The following is a 15843-nucleotide window of genomic DNA, read 5'->3' as shown; positions in this document are numbered from 1 at the left end:
ATCAGGGCACTCGAACGAATGCACTGTTGGTCTCAGCCGCCGCTTGCATGCATGGGGCGTCGAAACTTGATGTCGGCCAGCGCGGCAGCGAAGCATTGAGGCTGGTAGGCCCGACGAACGAATGCTTCCCCGCATGCACTGTGATGGCGCCCGGGCACTGGAAAGTGATGTTGCCTTCTTCGATGGTGATACTGGCGCCACCAGCGGTGGCTAGATGCACGGTTTTTCCGGCGGCGAGTTCGATTTCGGCGTTGGCGGAGATCACTTTAAGTGCGTCGCGGCTCTGCAGCTTGAGCTGATCGTGCTGGGCCTGCAGATCCAGCTCGCCTTGTGCAGCGACCAGGCTCATGGCAGCGGAGGAAGTCATACTGGCGGCATTGATGCCATCGCCGGTAGCCGGCTCCGGAGACGTTCGGGAAGAATTTTCGACAGTGTTCGCCAGCACGCCGATGGCCTGCCCGCTGTGCACGCGCAGGTTCTGGGCGATGGCCAAGTTGCTCGCTTGGCCGCTGGCCAGGGTGAGGGTTTCGCCGACGGACCATTGCACGCTTTGTCCTGCTATCAGACCAACGCCGGCGGGTGCACTGAGGCCGAGCAGGGCGTCACCGGTGTGTGGCACGCGACCGTTGCCAGCGTCGGACTTGCGATCTTTGGCCGCGCTGCGGGCGACATCGAAGTTTTTACCGTCGACAGTGGTTCTGGCGCTGGCGAGCAACGCCGACAATGGCGCCATGCCCTCGACCAGTTGCGATCGCCTCGTTCGGTCGACGCCTTCGCTGGCGGCGAACCTGACGGTCTGATGGTTGATAGCGGCTTTCGAGAAGACCTGCACGAGCTGTTCGGCCTGCTTCAGCAGGGCATTGGTGGCGACGGCATCGCCGGCCGGCGTATCGCCATCACGTGGGTAGGCGCTGAGCCACAGTCCCGCCTGTGCGCGGACAACGCCCCAGGCATCGGTGCGCAGTTCGAAGCCCTCACCGCGGAAGCTGCCGCGATAATTGTCGGCCTGGTGGATCAGGTGTCCCAGATTCAGGGCTGTGGCGGATTGCGTGGTGGCGATGCGTGCGCCGAGTTGGCGGTCGCTGTCGTCGAAGGCGAGCACGTTGTAGCCCTTCCCTCCGAATTCCTGCGACTTGATGCCGAGCAGGGCAGCGGCATTGCGATGGCCGTCTTCGCTGGCGCCCATGCCGTGCCACGGTGGTGCGTGGCCGCCGGCAAGATTGGCCTGGGCACTGGCGTTGTGGTCACTGGCTTGCGCGAACAGGCTCGCGATGTTCGGGGTCGTAGCTGGCTTGCCGCCCGGCGTGGCAACAATGCCGGCTTCGCCCTGGCCGTTGTACAGCGTGCCGATGATCACTGGCCGATCGATATCGCCTTCGAGGAAGGCCACCAGCACTTCCTGTCCAATCCTGGGCAGGAACTGGCTGCCGACGCCAGGCCCGGCGTAACGCTGGGCAACGCGCAGCCAGCAGCTGTCGCTGCTTTCGTGCTCACCGCTGGCGCCTTCCTGGAAGTGGAATCTCACTTTCACCCGGCCCAGCGCATCGCCGTGCAGGACTTGTGCCGCATCGTTGCTGCCGACGACGCGCGCGGTCTGGTATCCGGGCGCGGTCGGGCGCGGGTTGAGTCGCGCGCCGGTGCCGTCGGTCAGCACCGGACGCCAGCGCTGGCCGCGCGGCACGGCGGTGAAGCGGTTGGCGTAGCCGACGGCGTCGGCGCGTGCCAGCACGGCGGGCCAATCTGCGGCGGCGTTCGCTGGTAGCGGCGATTGCGTGCCACACGCCGCGACCAGCGTTGCCGTGCCCAGCCTGTCGATCGCTGCTTCGCGCACGGTTTTGGGCAGGTTGTTGACGCCAGCGTGCTGTACCTGCACGAGCAGGATCTCGTCCGGTGGCGTTTCGCCCTGGCTCGGTGCATCGGTCAGGGTGAACCAGTGACCGGCGCGGAAGCTGCGCGCGGTGCCACGGCCCAGCCAAAGCGTGCACGCGGCATCCTGCGCTTCCGCCATCAGGCCGGCATGGCGCTCGGCTTCTGCGCGACTGGCGAAAGCGTATACGCCGACGGGGTCGTACTGCTCCAGCAGCACGGCTTCGTCGGCGTGGTCGCCGATCGGCAGGGTCGCGGCCGTGACCTGGACGGTCTTGTAGTCGGCGCTGAGCAAGGTGAGCGCGCTGGAACCGATGTGCCGGATCGAGCCCAACGCCTGGATCGTGTCGCGCGTTTCGGTAGCATCGCTGCGGTGGAAGCGGATGCTACCGTCGACTTGGGCGCTGGCATCCTGCGGACCGTCGCCGCTTTGTGCGAACAGCATCAGGCGATGCCCACCCGGCGCCTCGCCATCTTCGTCGACGCGCCAGCCCAGGCCTTCTTCGGCCAGCAGGCGGCTGACGAAGTCGAAGTCGCTTTCGCGGTACTGCACGCAGTAACTGCGCGGTCGCACCTGCGCCAGGAATGGCCCGACTTCCTCGCCCCATTGCCACGCCGCCAAGGGTGCGTAGGCAGCGAATACGGCATCCAGGATCTGCGCGACGGTCTTGTCCTGGAACACGCGACTGTGACGGCCTTGGGTCAGCAGCCAGGTCCACGGCACCAGGCACAGGCGATACCGCGCCAGGCCGCCGTCGGCGCCGACGCATTCGGCTTCGCGCACCAGGCCACTGCGCGCGGCGCGGCTGCCATCGGCGAGTCGTGTGTGCAGGGTGGCGCGTTGGCCGAGGAGTTGGCCGAGCGGAACCTGCGCGTCGACCGACAGCGCATCCACCCACCATTCGTATCCGCAAGAAAGCGCTTCCCAGCCTTGCCAGCGCTCGACCACCCAGTCCGAACCCGTTCCCGCCAGTTCCAGGGTGTACAGCCGATCGGCGCCTACGTAACGCGCCAGTGCCGCCAACAGCGAATGCAGTTCATCTGCGACGCCCACGTCCCTTCCTCCTTGATGGTCACGCTCCAGCCGCCGGCCCGATCCATTTGCCGCGGCACGCGAAAAGTAGCAGACCGCGGCGGCGGCTTCCACACATCCGGGTTGTGATGAGTAGAATCCACTACACACCCAGGGAATGGAGTGATGCCGACGTGCTGGACATGGAAGCCCTGCTGGCCCCGATATCGGAGGCCACACCATGCGGAGAGGACATGTCGTTCTCCGCCGAATTCGACGCGATCCAGGAAGCCCGCCGCGCCGACGATCCGTCGCTGGAGCAGGGCGAATGGATCACCGACCTGAAGACCGCCGACTGGCCTGCGGTGTCCACGCGATGCCTGCAACTGCTGCAGCAACGCAGCAAGGACCTGCGCCTGGCCGGATGGTGGACGGAAGCGCAGGCGCGCACACGGGGCTTCGCCGGCCTCGCCGATGGTTATCGGCTGATTGCGGGCCTGTGCGACGGCTATTGGGATCAGCTCCATCCGGCTGCCGAGGAAGGGGAGGAAGAACAGCGGATCGGCAACCTGGGCTGGGTATTGGCGCATTCGATCGACTGGCTGCGCGCCGCGCCGCTGGTGGATGCGGCGCAGGGGCGTTTCGGCCTGGCTGATTTCGAATCGGCGCATGCCCATCGCAGCGGCGAGGGCAGCGATCACGCCTCTGCGCCTGGAGTGCTGGAAGCAGCGCGCCGCGGCACTTCGCACGAGTTCTATTCGTCATTGACGATGGCGGTTGCCGACTGTCGGCAGGCGCTGGCGACGCTGGAACGTGCAGTGGATGCACGGCTGCAGCAGGAAGGCCCTAGTTTCAGCGCTGTACGCGAGCAGCTGGATCGTATCCACGACACCGCGCTGCGCTTCGCACGCGAGGCAGGGGTGATCGTGGATGACATCGCGGGCTGCGCGGGCGATGGCGTTGCTGGAGGTATCGACGTTGGCGCCATGGCGGCGGACGGTCGGATCGATTCGCGCAAGGAAGCCCTGGCGCAGTTGCGGCGCGTCGCCGAATATTTCCGTCGCACCGAACCGCACAGCCCGGTAGCGTACCTGGCGGACAAGGCCGCGCGTTGGGGCGAGATGCCGCTGCATGTCTGGTTGAAACGCGTCATCAAGGACGATGCGGCGTTGGCGCAGGTGGAGGAATTGCTGGATATCGGCGACGCCTCGCGCGAATAGTGGGAAGGCTTCCGCAGAGCGGAGCCTGTTCCACAGTTTCTTTCAGCATCAAAGGCAGGTGCGCAGGCTCGACGCTACGCGATGCTGCTATAGGAGAGTTGGGGCAGCGAAGCAGGCCCCTGTTCGCCTCAAAGGTAAGAAGGTCCTTCGTTGTCCTCTTTCCATAGGAAGGCAAAAGCAGAACGCTTTCCCGACTCCCGACTCCCGACTCCCGACTCCCGACTCCCGACTCCCGACTCCCGATTCCCGATTCCCGATTCCCGATCCCGGCCATCAAAGCACGCGGAATTCGATGCGGCGATTGCGGGCGCGTCCTTCGGGCGTGGCGTTGTCCGCGACCGGCTCGTCCGGGCCGCGGCCGATCACGCCGAGATGCATGCCGGCCACGCCCTGGCTTTCTAGGTACGTCTTGACCGTGGTCGCGCGGGCCATGCTCAGGTCGATATTGGCCTGTCGCGCGCCGACGCTGTCGGTATGGCCGATGAGCTGCACGCGGGCATTGCCGACCTGTTTCAATGCGGCCGCCATTTCGTCGAGGATCGCCTGTCCTGCGGGCGTCAATGTCGCACTGCCGCTCTGGAACTCGACGATGCGGTCGGCCAGCGTCCTGTCGAGCAGGTTCTGCTTGCCGCCGCCGCTGCGCAGCTCGCTGGTCACTGCATAGGTCGGATTGAGCGCGGCCTTGAGGCTGCGCGTGACCTGCAGGCCCTGCGACGCATCGGCGACCTGCCCGCTCAGGTGCACGCGATTGCCGTCGATCTCCAGCTTGCCGTCGGATACCTGCTGCAGGTCTGGGCCGATCATCGCGGTCACGTGCTGGTGCCAGTTCGCGGGTGCGACGACGGCATCGACCTCGATGCGGTCGACCACGCGTTCGTCGCCGTACAGTGCGCGCAGTTTCGACAGCACTGCCGCCTTGGTGGCCTCGTCGGGCACTGCGCCCGCGACGACGACAGGCGTTGCGGTCGTGGTCTGCGCCACAGTGGCGCCAGTCGCTAGGAAGAGGCACGCGGCCAGAGCGCAGCGCTTCAGGGACGCTGGTCGCATGTCAGACTCCAAGGAACGTTTCGTTGAAGGCCTTGCGCGCCACGCGCAACGACAGCCCGTCGTGCTGCAGGTAGCTGGCCAGCTTGTTGAGCGCATAGTCGCTGGCGAGCAGGTCCTCGACCCATTCGGCGTCGGCGACGCGGATCAGCTGCTCACTGGCGAACTGCGGGTCGAGCCCCGCCTGCAGGATCCGGCCATCGGCGCCGTTGAATCCCACCAGCAGCAGCGGCGTCGCGCCATCCTTCACCAGAATCGCGAGCTCGAAATCCGCCCGGCCGACGAACCCGCTGACCAGGTCGAGCCAGAACGCGGCGACCAGCGGCCGGTACAACGCATCGCGCGGCAGCGGCAACGCCAGGGCCTTGTCGATCTGTGAGGCGCCACCGGCAAGTACAGGCTGCAGCAGCAGCCCCAATGCCGGCAGCAGGGTTTTCAGCACGACTTCCGTGTGTCCAGATTCGTGCAGCAACGTTTGCAGGTCGCCGATGGCTTGCGTATCGAGGAAATCGGCAAACGACGCGTCATAGGCCGCGTGGTCGGCATTGACCGGAATCCTGTTTTCCGCCAGTTCGCGCAAGGGTTCGCTGGCGTCGCCGGCTGCAATCGCCAGCTTGCCCTGGCGCGACAGGCTGGCCCACAGGCGGGTGAGCGCCATCGGTGCGCGGGCGATGAAACCGAGCGGCTGCGCGACTTCGAAGCACGTCGCCGACAGGAACGGAAAGCGTCGCTCCGAGGCATCGCGACTGGGCAGGAAGTGACCGGCTACCGCCAAGCGGCTGAGCGACCCGAGGAAGGCGAAATGCAGCGGCGCGGCGGTATCGTAAGTCTGTTTCCAGGCCGGGTCCTGGGCCAGCAGCTCGACACCCTGGCCCGCCCAGCGGTCCAGCAGCGACATCAGTGGATGGTTGTCGCTGGTACGCACGAAATCGCCTTGCGAAGGCAGCTTTCCGAAATAGCTGATCGGCAGCCCGGGACCGGCGGCATCCATCAGTTCGCCTCCGCGGCAGCCGAATCGGCAATGCCGCCCGCCGCACTGTGCGCGGTGGCAGTTGCAGCCGCGGCAGGCGTGGCGCCAGCGACGGTTTCAGGCAGCTTGAGCTCGTCCGGATCCAGCGATTGTCCGACGCCGGACTGCGTGGTGCTCACCACCCGCAACTCGATGCCGACCGATACGCCACCCTCGTTCCAGGTCAACTGCTTGCGGCCGTCTTCCAGCGCCGTCTGCTGCGCGGCCTGGAAAAAGCGGGTCAATCCCTGTTGGCCCGGCGCGTGGAAGATCGGGATGCTGCGGCCGTCGTTGGTGACCGCGGTCAGTTGCACGCCCGGCACGCCATCGGGATTGGGCCAGGTGAAGGTTTTCCATTGCGGGGGCGTATTGCGATAGCGCAGGGTCTGTCCATCGATCACCAGCGAGTACTCGACGATGCCGCTGGCCGGTACCGGCAGGATCTCGAAAATGGTGGTCTTGCCGCCGCCACTGCCGCTGGCGGCCTGTCCCAACGGCGCCACCCAGGCGGAGTAACCGGCCATCAGTTCGGGCCGCAGGGTGATGCCCATCGCGGCCCATTCGCGTGGCGCCAGCGCGTTGCCGCGACGCGACACCAGCGTGCCGAGTGCCTCGTTATTGAACTTCGAGATCGCGCCATCGGGGCCGAAGATCCGCGCGATATCGGAAGGCGCGGCTTCGCGCGTGGCTTCGCGGGCGAAGGGGTAGAGCTGCGCGATGCCGCTCTGGAACGGCTGGAACACCTGCGCGGTCCAGGTCCGGTTGATTTCGGTCTCGGTCGGGCGCACCAGCGCAGCGTAGGCCTGCAGCAGCGGCCGCAGCAGCAGCGGCCGCAATGCCTGGCGCTGGTCTTCGTTGAGACCGGCGACCATCTGTTCTTCGACCAGCTGCTGTATCGCCGCCAGCTCCGCATTGCCATCCAGCGTTTCCTGCATCAGCTTGCGCGCACCAGGCCCCGGGTCGCCCTGCGTCCTGATCGCATTCAGTCGCGTGCGCAGCTTGCCCAGCGCGTCGAAGTAACTGTTGATCAACGGCGCATTGTTGTCGCGTGGCAGCATCAGTCGCGCCAGCCCCTGGAACTCGCTGCCTATCGGGCCCATCCGGATCGGCATCGGCTTGCCGGTATCGGGGTTGACGGCGACCGGTATCGAGGTCGGGTTGCGACGCATGATCACGCGATTGAACCAGGCCACGAAGCCTTTCCTGGCCGCGCCCAAGGCCTTGTTGGCCGCTTCCGGGTTGTCCCAGATCGTTTCGCGGTTGATCGCTTCGAGCAGTTTCCGCAGCGGTGAATTCTGCGGATCGCCCAGCATGTTCATTCGATTGACGGCCTGTTCGAAGGCGCCGAATTCGGCCACCGTCACGTCCTGCATGAATCTGCGCCATTCGCGGGCGTATTCGTTCTTGTACAAGCGCTCGAGTTCCTGCGCGACATGCTCGGGGCTGCCGGCCAGGGTGAGGTCTTTCTGCACCGTGGCTTCCAGCACCCAGTCGGTGGTGCTGAACTGTTCGTTGGCCGCCTGCTTGATCGCGTCCTGCACATATTCTTCCCAGGCCTTGCGGGTGAACGTGCCGGGGATGATGTGGCTGCCGGCGACCAGCACGTTGGCCTTGTCCTGTTCCAGCAGGCTGGCCACGGTGACTTGCGGGAAGCGCGTGGCCGCGCGCGATTTGATGGTGGCGTAGACGCGATCGACCGCGGGCGTGCCTTTCATCACCTGGATCAACGCCTGGCGGCTGTCGTCGACGAGGCTGAGTTTCGGATCGATCTGCGGCCAGTCCGGCTGCGTGGACTGGCCGACGTAGAACGCCATCAATCGCGTCGCCGCGCGCGCCATCGCTTCGCGCGACATGCTGCCGCGATGCTGTTCCAGCCAGCCACGCCAGAAACGCGCCAGCTGGTCGTTGAGATGGCTGGGTTCGGCGCGCGAACGATCGCCGAGCATCAGGTAGGTTTTGAGCGCGTTGTAGGCGTCCTCGGAATCGGTCGGCGAAACTTCGCGATAGGTACCGATGTCGGCTGCGTCGTCGGCCTTGCCGGCAGCGCCGCCCTGGCCGGGAGCCTTGAGATCGCCGCGATGCGCGACGACTTCGGCCAGGTAACCTTCCAGCTTCGAGCCGACCGGCGCCAGCATCAGCTGCCGCATGCCGCCGAAATATTCCTCGCGCAGTTTCGCTTCGATGCGGTCGCCTTGGTACAGGCCCAGGCCAAGGCCCAGCGGATGGCTGTCGCGGTACTTGTCGAGCTGTTCCATGCGCTCCTGCAACAGCAGCAGGGCATCGATGCGCGATTGCAGGTCGGTGCGGTCGCGTTGCAGCTGTTGCGCCTTGTCGAGGTCGGCGCGGACATTGGCGACCAGCTGCTGGTTGCCGGTGTAGGACCAGGTCCAGCCGGCGAGCACCACGGCCAACGCGACCGCCGCAGCGGCGAAGGCGCCATAGCGCATGCGCGTACGGCTGGGGCTGGAATACTGCCGCACCAGCTGCCGATCGGCGAAGATCACCTTGCGGAACAGGCCCTGCAGGAAGTGTCCGACTTGCGACGGTGCCTGGCGCTCGGCACTGGTTGCACGTGGCTGCAACTGGAATTGCCGTGCGATGCGTTCGGAGGCGGCATGCATCGATGCACCTTCCTGCAACGCGCTGGTGAAATAGAAGCCGCGGAATACCGGCTTGAACTGGTAGGGATTGTCCTCGAACAGGGTGGCGACGAAGGTGCGCAGCATCGGCTTGATCGCGGCGAATTCCAGCGGCAGCGTCAGCAGGCCGGGCGCGATTTCGCGGCCGCGCGACATCGCCATCTGCGCCAGGCTCATTTCCCGGAGCCCGTCGGACAGCTCGTCGAAATGGCCATCGAAGGCGGCGAGGGCATCGGTTTCGCCAGTGGCGTCGAACGCCAACGTCGCGCCCCATACGCCTTCGCGTTCCGACGGATCCAGGCCGCGGAAGAAATCGGCGAAGCCGGCGATCAGGTCGGCCTTGGTGAACACCACGTACACCGGCGCGAACACTTCCAGGCGCTCGGTGAGTTCCTGTACGCGCTGGCGCAGGTTCTTGGCCAGCTCGATCGCGAATTCGGGTCGGCCGCTGCTGAGTTCGGCGATGCTGACAGCGATGATCACGCCATTGATCGGTGCGCGCGGGCGGTTCTTCTTCAGCAACTCCAGGAAGGTCAGCCACTCCAGCCGGTCCTCGGTGCTGACCGTGTAGCGGCCGGCGGTGTCGAGCACGATCCCTTCGGTAGTGAAGTACCAGTCGCAGTTGCGGGTGCCGCCGAGGCCGTGGATGACGTTGCTGCGGTTGTCCTCGAACGGGAAGCGCAGGCCCGAATGCAGGACTGCCGAACTCTTGCCTGCCGCCGGGTTGCCGATGATCACGTACCACGGCAGTTCGTACAGCGCGGCGGCGCCTTTCATCTGTCCTAGCCTCGACGTCTTGATCGCCTTGACGGCTTCGGACATGCGATCGCGCAACAGTTCCGTATCGGCACGCGCGGCCGGCCTTGCGGTTGCGACGGCCTGGTCGGCCTGCTCCTGCACCATCGCGTCGAGTTTCTTCGCCGCGTGTGCGGCGCGCATGCGGCGCACGAGCCATGCCAGCATCCACAGCAGCAATCCTGCGACCAGCGCGATCGCCAGCCAGCCTCCAACTGCCTTCAGCTTGTCGGCGCCGAGCAGCGTGGCGCTGACCAGCCCTACGCCGATTACCGCCAGCACGCGCGAATCGCTCAGGTAGTACCTCAATCTGCTCATCATCTGCTTGTCGATCCGTCGTTGTTCAGACGACAGCCGCGATCTGCGCGGCTGCTGTCGATGGTTCAGGTGCGGGTGTTACGACCAGCGCGGCGAGCAGGTCGTCGCCGAGGCCCACCACCATCACGTCCGCGGCATCGTCGATCGCGTGCGCGCTCGCGATGGCCAGCAGCGCCAGCGGCGTGGCGAGTCCGCCATGGCCGCAGGCCACGCCCAGGCTCAGGCATTGGCGTATCGGGTCCAGCTCCGGGAACAGTCCGGAGACGGTCCCTGCGATCTCCACCGAGCGGCTGGGACGATGATCGGCATCGCTGATCACCGCCGCGATCTTCTCTGCCGGCCGCCGGCTGCTCGCCAGCGATTGCCGCAGCAAGGCATGCAGTTGCAGGGTTGTGGTCCGGGCGTGCGGCGCATGGCCCTGGCGACGTTGCGATGCGATGCGATGCAGTTGCGGCGACGACAGTGTGGTCCCGTGGAAATCGGTGCCTTTGTGGGTGATCGAGAGCAGCACGCCGGCGGCGGCTTCGCCGGGGACCAGGCCTTCCTGCCGCCCGGCGCTGGCCAGGCGGCCTTGCGCGGCCAGCCGCGCGATGCACGACTGGCCGACATACGACTCAGCGGCCAGCAGCAAATGGATGTCGTGACTGGATCCGTCCTGTGGGTCGCGCTCGATGGCGTCGAGGATCTGCCATGCTTCGGCGGTGGTCGCGAGCGGCACGCAGTCGATGGTGAATGCCGCGCTGTCGAGCCCGGCCGCCACGGCCTTTTCCTGCAGCCAATCGGTGGCGCTTTGCCTGGCGGACTGCGGCCAGTCGGCAGGCAGCAGCAGTTGTACGCGCAGCCGCGCCGCTGCGGCCACGCGCTCGCGCAATGAAGCGGTTTTGTCGGCGGTCGGCAGGATCTCCAGCGCCGTCAGCAGCAATTCCCCGGCGACGGGATCGAGCAGTGTCAGCGCACGCAGGCGTTCCTCGGGAAACGATGCGCCGCCGAGGGCGTCGAGTATTTCGGCCATGGCATCGGTGTCGAGGCCTTCGACCTGCGCCGCCAGCACCGGCAATCCGGTGTGGTCCTTCAGCTGCGCGTGCAGTGCGGGTCGCTTGGGTTCGGCAAGCGCCGCGGCGATCTCTCCTGCGCTGTCGCCAGCTGCCGTCCTTACGGCGCTCGCGAGCAACTGAACTACGACATCGGAGACGTCTTCGTCGGCGACTGGTGTCGCTCGCGGGTCATCCGCGGACGTGGTCGCGACCTGGGTCGGCGCGGTTCCGAGTCGGTCGATACCGCTGCGCAGCAGCCAGTAAGCGCCGATCAGGCCCAATGGCATCGCGCCCAGATACAGCGCCAGATCGCTTGCGGAAGGATGCGCGTCGGTCGCGCGCCAGTAGAGCACCACCAGGCACCACATCAGCCCGACGACCAGTGCCAGCAGCAGGACCTTGCGCAGGATGCGCGACGCCTTCATAGCCTCATTCCCTGAGTCACGCTTGCCGAACTCCCTTTCGCAACTGTCCGTGTCGCCGATCAATCCCTTCTCACGACTGCCGCCGTTCCAGGCCACAGCCCCGGTCCCGCCCGACGGCCGCGATGATCGCAAGGCCCGTCGTCCTCCGGTGACCGGTGGCGCCTGCCGCAACTATCGAAGCCGGCGCCGGTGCCGACGATAGCAGGACAACCCGGCTTTTTTCATCCCTTGCCGATTCAGAGCCTGCCTGCGGCGCGTCGGGCGTTACGACAGGCGTGTTCCGTTTCGACGTGCACGTAGTCCTTCAGCTTCTTCCACGTGCCGCCCCAGCGCAGTCCGGCCTGCTGGGCCAGTTGCCCGTATAGCGCATAACCCCGCCGTGTCCAGGGATCGGCCATGTCCCATTGCAGCTTGCCGTCGCGCAGCGGCGCGCTGTCCACCGCCAGGCCGTACTGGTGGCAACTCTGGCCGGGACCGGCGCGCGTGGCCTTGCCTTCGCGTGCCAGTTCGGCCTGCCGTTCGGGGCTGCGATAGCCTTCGACCAGCGCCATTTCGTAGCCATGCTGTTCGCGCATGATCCGGTAGATCGCCAACACGCGTTGCTGCAGGTCGGGATCGATCAGGTTCCAGCGACGATCGGCGCTGGCGATCTTTTCCGGGATGACGGCCTGCGCGCCCAGCTGTGCGCGCGTCGCTTGGGCGACGACGAACACCTCCGGCGGCAGCGGCGGTGGCGGTACCAGCCGCTCGCCGCGCATCAGTTCGATGATCTGCGTGCTGGCTGCTGCCACTTCGGGCGGATCGAAACCATCCAGCGCGACCTGCTGGCGGAAGTGCAGGATCAGCCATGACGGCAGGCCGGTCAGCAACAGCGTGCCGAGCAGCAGATAGCGCTGCCGGTACAGACGTTGCCCGAGTGCGCCACCGGCATGAAGCACCATCGCCGACGAGCCGTTGGCCTGGCTGGCGGCGCGCGTCGCGATGCGCGACAGGCCAGCGACGACTGCATGATGGTTACGCGCGCACCAGCCTCCGATCCTCGTGCGCGCGACCGGGAAGAAGATCAGCCACGCCAGCAGCGCCACGGTCGTGAAAAAAACCGCCATACAGATTGCGACCACCGCCAGCACTCCCTGTGCAAGACTCTCGAATTGACGACCGACCGGCGTTGGTTAGAATGCGGACGAGCGTGAGCCGGCGTGGCCGGATCGGACAAGGAGTCCACCGTTGGATGCCAAGGATGTCAAGCCGGCTCGCCCGAGCCTGCTGTCGGGAACCGGTGGCAAGACCGCTTCTACCGCGACCGGCGCACGGATCCTGGCTGACATGGAAGGCGGTGGTCGTCGCAGGACGTGCACTGACGTAGATGGACGGCGTCGCTCCTCATGGCTGGTGCTGGGTGCGCTTGCGATTGCTGCCCTGGCCGGCTACCACTTCCTGATTTCGCCTGGACGGGTCGACGAACCGGTCAACGCCGCGGTCCCCGTGGTGTCACCTGTGGACGACATTGTCCGATCGCCATTGCTGACCGATGCCGATGATGCGGCCATGCTCGAGCCTTTCGATTCCTTGTCGGAGCAGGCAGACGGAACGAGCGAGTTTCCGCTGCCGCCGACCCCAGGTCCGCGAATGCAAGCCAGTACCAAGGCCGCACCTGTTGTCGCCGCCAGGTCAGCCAAGCCATCCGTTGCCAGGGCGGCGACACGCAAGCATGCGCAGACTGCCGACAGGAAGCGCATGGCGCCCAGTCGCGAAGCGCCATTGATGGCCTCGCTGTTGAACAACATCGAACAGGACCAGGTCACCGCCTCGGCGGCGCGCAGCCTGCCGCCACCGCAGCCTGCGGCGAAGACGGTGGAGGCATTGCCCGCCGCGCGCGATAGCAGCGCGATGGATGTGCTGGTAAAGCAGATCAACGACGGCGAGGCCGTGGCGTCGGCGGAAGTCGTGGCGACGCGCACCGAAACCGTGCAGGTCGCCATGCGACGATGCCCGCGCGCCAATACCCGCGCCGGGCTGCGATGTCGGGAAAAGGTGTGCAGCCGGTTCCGTGGCCTGGATCGCGCCTGTCCGGACTAATTCGATACCGTTGCCGGCGCATCCGTGCTGGCGAGCCGGGCTGCGACCACATCCGGCTGCTTCATCCAGGCGAAATGATCGACCGTCGTGGCCAGAGTCCTTGCGTCGACAAGTTCGATGTTGGCGGCCGAGCGTGGCAGCTTGGAAAGCAGGAAGCACAACGAAGAAGCCGGCGCCAGCCAATCGTCGGCGAACACCAGCGCCTGCACCGGCACCTGCACTCGTGACATCGCGGCTTCCAGATCGACATCGATACCGACTCCGGCATAGCGGCCACTGAGTGCGCTGCGCGCCCAGTCCCCGATCACGCTGCGCGCCTCGTTGCCGCCGAAACCGACCAGGCGGCCGGGCAGGGCGCCGCGCACGCGTGCCAGCCATGGCAGGAAACGATAGGCCAGCGGCAGCCAGTAGCGGGTGGGTGTCGGGAAGGCACGCCAGTACGGCGCACCACTGGCTACCAGCCAAAGCGACTGCGCGATGTCGGGCGCCATGCCGAGCCTGCAGCACGCCAGTTGCCCGCCCAGGCTGTGGCCGCCGATGATGCGCAAGCCCTGCGGCAGCCGGTTTGCCATGGCCCGCTCGCTTGCCGGCAGGTCCTGCAACAGCAGTTCGCGATAACCCCAGTCGTGTTCGCGGCCGGCGCGCAGGCTGCTCGATCCGTTGCCACGCCATTCGTGCAGGAACACCGCGATGCCGCGCGACGCCAGTGCCTCGGCGAACGGCAGGTAATGTTTCGCAGCGACGCCCAGCGCCGGCAACCACAGCAGCGCAGCACGGGACTGCGCCGGAATGCAGGCAAGCAGCCGGTATCGATGGCCGTCCTCGGTTGCGACGGGTATGTCGTGCGACACGACTGACGTCATCGGATCGCCGCGGCGCCGAAGTGATCGAGTACGACCACGTCGCCGCGCCCCGGCCGATAGCCCTGGCGCAGCGCACGGTGCACGTAATCGGTCGCGGCGATGCAGGCTTCGGGCAGCGGCACGCCAAGGCACAGATTGGCGGCAATCGCAGACGCAAGCGTGCAGCCGGTGCCATGCGCATCGACGGACAGGCGGGGATGCGCGATTTCCCTGCAACTGTCGGCGTCGGCATAGATGTCGACGACGTCGCCATCGTCATCCAGATGCCCGCCCTTCAGCAGCACTGCGCTCACGCCCAGCGCGAGCAGTTCGCGGCTGGCGCGATGCATCGCTTCGCGATCGGCGATCGGATGGCCGAGCAGCAGTTCCGCTTCCGGCAGGTTGGGAGTGAGGATCGAGGCCTTCGGCAGCAGGCGCGTGCGCAGGGCATCAAGCGCCTCCGGCTCCAGCAGCCGTGCGCCGGAAGTGGCGACCATCACCGGATCGACGACCACGAACGGCGCTTGCCGGGCCCGCAGCGCATCGGCGACGGTGGCGATGACGCCGGCATTGGCCAGCATTCCCAGCTTGACCGCACCGATGTTGAAATCATCGAAGCAGGCGTCGATCTGCGCGCGCAGGAAATCCAGAGGCGGCACCTGCACCGCGGTCACGCCCTGCGTGTGCTGCGCGGTCAGTGCCGCGATCGCGCTCAGCCCGTGCACGCCATGCGCGGCGAAGGTCTTCAGATCTGCCTGGATGCCGGCGCCGCCGCCGGAATCGGAGCCGGCGATAGTCAATGCGCAGCGGGGGCGGAGGGCAGACGCCATGGCGACATTGTCGCGTAAATCATCCTGCGTCGACACGATCGCCGGCAGGTGGCCTCAAACCGACGGACGCAGATGTGTTTGCCGATACGCGAAATATCCCAGGCCGACGCAACCGGTCAACGCGGCGGGCAGGTACAGCGTGGCGTAGCCGATCCGTGCGAACAGCGCGGCACCGAGCAGGCCGCCGCTGAAGAAGAACGAGATGATCAACGTGCACAGCGCGAGCCGTCGCCGCGCCAGCGGCATGCCACGCACGGCGTGCCCGAGCATGATGCCGAGGTCGGTGAACATGCCGCTGACATGCGAAGTGCGCACGATGGCGCCGCTGTAGGTCGTCGCCATGGCATTCTGCAGGCCGCAGGCGATGGCGGCGAGCACTGGGCCACCCAGGTGCTGTTGACGGAACAGGGGCACGGCGGCCAGCAACAGCAACGACTCGATCGTCAGCGCGACGCCGTAGCGACGTCCCAGCCGTAGCGTGCTGTCCTGGACGATCAGTCCGCTCAGAGCCGCACCACCAACGAAGGCTGCAATCATCGCGCCCAGATGCAGCACGGCGCGCATGTCGCCGCCCACCAGCGCAGCACCCAGTAGTGAGGTGTTGCCGGTGAGGTGGGTGATGGCCTGTTGCTGGAATCCGAGGAAGCCGACCACGTTGATGATGCCGGCGACGCAGGCCAGTGCCGCTCCACCGACCCAGACCCACGTCGCGAGCCGCTCGGTCATCGTC

The 15843-nt window shown here is 66.4% G+C and carries 11 protein-coding genes; 2 read left to right on the top strand and 9 right to left on the bottom strand.

What is annotated here, in order from left to right:
• Position 1: 1 nt before the first annotated feature.
• Positions 2–2920 (bottom strand): type VI secretion system Vgr family protein, encoded by a 2919-nt coding sequence (locus IP90_RS04535; RefSeq protein ID WP_242007481.1) that lies wholly within the window; start codon positions 2918–2920, stop codon positions 2–4.
• 152 nt (positions 2921–3072) lie between these two features.
• On the opposite strand from IP90_RS04535, the gene tssA reads away from it, so the two are divergent.
• A complete protein-coding gene (gene tssA, locus IP90_RS04530; protein WP_144898720.1) occupies positions 3073–4098 on the top strand; it encodes a type VI secretion system protein TssA in 1026 nt (341 codons plus the stop codon).
• A 273-nt stretch (positions 4099–4371) separates the two neighbouring features.
• On the opposite strand, the gene IP90_RS04520 is transcribed toward tssA, so the two are convergent.
• The 5 genes from IP90_RS04520 to IP90_RS04500 all read right to left on the bottom strand — a co-directional run bounded on the left by IP90_RS04520 (position 4372) and on the right by IP90_RS04500 (position 12468).
• Positions 4372–5145 (bottom strand): OmpA family protein, encoded by a 774-nt coding sequence (locus tag IP90_RS04520; protein WP_144898429.1) that lies wholly within the window; start codon positions 5143–5145, stop codon positions 4372–4374.
• A gap of 1 nt (position 5146) precedes the next feature.
• Positions 5147–6133 carry a type VI secretion system-associated protein TagF gene (gene tagF, locus IP90_RS04515; RefSeq protein WP_144898428.1) on the bottom strand — a complete coding sequence of 329 codons (987 nt, stop codon included), beginning with the start codon at positions 6131–6133 and terminating at the stop codon, positions 5147–5149.
• Complete coding sequence (gene tssM / locus IP90_RS04510) at positions 6133–9903, bottom strand: type VI secretion system membrane subunit TssM (protein WP_242007480.1); 3771 nt, start codon at positions 9901–9903, stop codon at positions 6133–6135. The genes tagF and tssM overlap by 1 nt, the downstream gene beginning before the upstream one ends.
• 25 nt (positions 9904–9928) lie before the next feature.
• Positions 9929–11362 carry a hypothetical protein gene (locus tag IP90_RS04505; protein ID WP_144898426.1) on the bottom strand — a complete coding sequence of 478 codons (1434 nt, stop codon included), beginning with the start codon at positions 11360–11362 and terminating at the stop codon, positions 9929–9931.
• Positions 11363–11598: 236 nt separating this feature from the next.
• The gene (locus IP90_RS04500) at positions 11599–12468 is read right to left on the bottom strand and encodes a M15 family metallopeptidase (RefSeq protein ID WP_242007479.1); all 870 of its coding nucleotides are present in this window, start codon (positions 12466–12468) and stop codon (positions 11599–11601) included.
• Between the two features lie 121 nt (positions 12469–12589).
• On the opposite strand from IP90_RS04500, the gene IP90_RS04495 reads away from it, so the two are divergent.
• The gene (locus IP90_RS04495; RefSeq protein ID WP_144898425.1) at positions 12590–13441 is read left to right on the top strand and encodes a hypothetical protein; all 852 of its coding nucleotides are present in this window, start codon (positions 12590–12592) and stop codon (positions 13439–13441) included.
• Here IP90_RS04495 and IP90_RS04490 read toward each other — a convergent pair.
• The 3 genes from IP90_RS04490 to IP90_RS04480 are packed head-to-tail and all read right to left on the bottom strand — an operon-like array spanning position 13438 to position 15839.
• On the bottom strand, positions 13438–14304 hold the full coding sequence (locus IP90_RS04490) for an alpha/beta hydrolase family protein (RefSeq protein WP_144898424.1): 867 nt from the start codon (positions 14302–14304) through the stop codon (positions 13438–13440). The two genes, IP90_RS04495 and IP90_RS04490, sit on opposite strands and share 4 nt — an antisense overlap.
• Complete coding sequence (thiD, locus tag IP90_RS04485; RefSeq protein WP_144898423.1) at positions 14301–15113, bottom strand: bifunctional hydroxymethylpyrimidine kinase/phosphomethylpyrimidine kinase; 813 nt, start codon at positions 15111–15113, stop codon at positions 14301–14303. Before thiD ends, IP90_RS04490 begins: the two co-directional genes overlap by 4 nt.
• A 54-nt stretch (positions 15114–15167) precedes the next feature.
• The gene (locus IP90_RS04480) at positions 15168–15839 is read right to left on the bottom strand and encodes a YoaK family protein (protein ID WP_144898422.1); all 672 of its coding nucleotides are present in this window, start codon (positions 15837–15839) and stop codon (positions 15168–15170) included.
• Between the last annotated feature and the right edge of the window lie 4 nt (positions 15840–15843).

Origin of the sequence: Luteimonas cucumeris (assembly GCF_007830035.1) — a bacterium.
GTDB lineage: Bacteria > Pseudomonadota > Gammaproteobacteria > Xanthomonadales > Xanthomonadaceae > Luteimonas_C > Luteimonas_C cucumeris.
This window is presented reverse-complemented; position numbering and strand designations above follow the sequence as displayed.

Coding starts and splice junctions, on each gene's coding strand:
- tssM (WP_242007480.1), bottom strand. CDS start 9,903: ATGAGCAGATTGAGGTACTACCTGAGCGATTCGCGCGTGCTGGCGGTA.
- tagF (WP_144898428.1), bottom strand. CDS start 6,133: ATGGATGCCGCCGGTCCCGGGCTGCCGATCAGCTATTTCGGAAAGCTG.
- IP90_RS04480 (WP_144898422.1), bottom strand. CDS start 15,839: ATGACCGAGCGGCTCGCGACGTGGGTCTGGGTCGGTGGAGCGGCACTG.
- IP90_RS04500 (WP_242007479.1), bottom strand. CDS start 12,468: ATGGCGGTTTTTTTCACGACCGTGGCGCTGCTGGCGTGGCTGATCTTC.
- IP90_RS04490 (WP_144898424.1), bottom strand. CDS start 14,304: ATGACGTCAGTCGTGTCGCACGACATACCCGTCGCAACCGAGGACGGC.
- IP90_RS04520 (WP_144898429.1), bottom strand. CDS start 5,145: ATGCGACCAGCGTCCCTGAAGCGCTGCGCTCTGGCCGCGTGCCTCTTC.
- IP90_RS04505 (WP_144898426.1), bottom strand. CDS start 11,362: ATGAAGGCGTCGCGCATCCTGCGCAAGGTCCTGCTGCTGGCACTGGTC.
- thiD (WP_144898423.1), bottom strand. CDS start 15,113: ATGGCGTCTGCCCTCCGCCCCCGCTGCGCATTGACTATCGCCGGCTCC.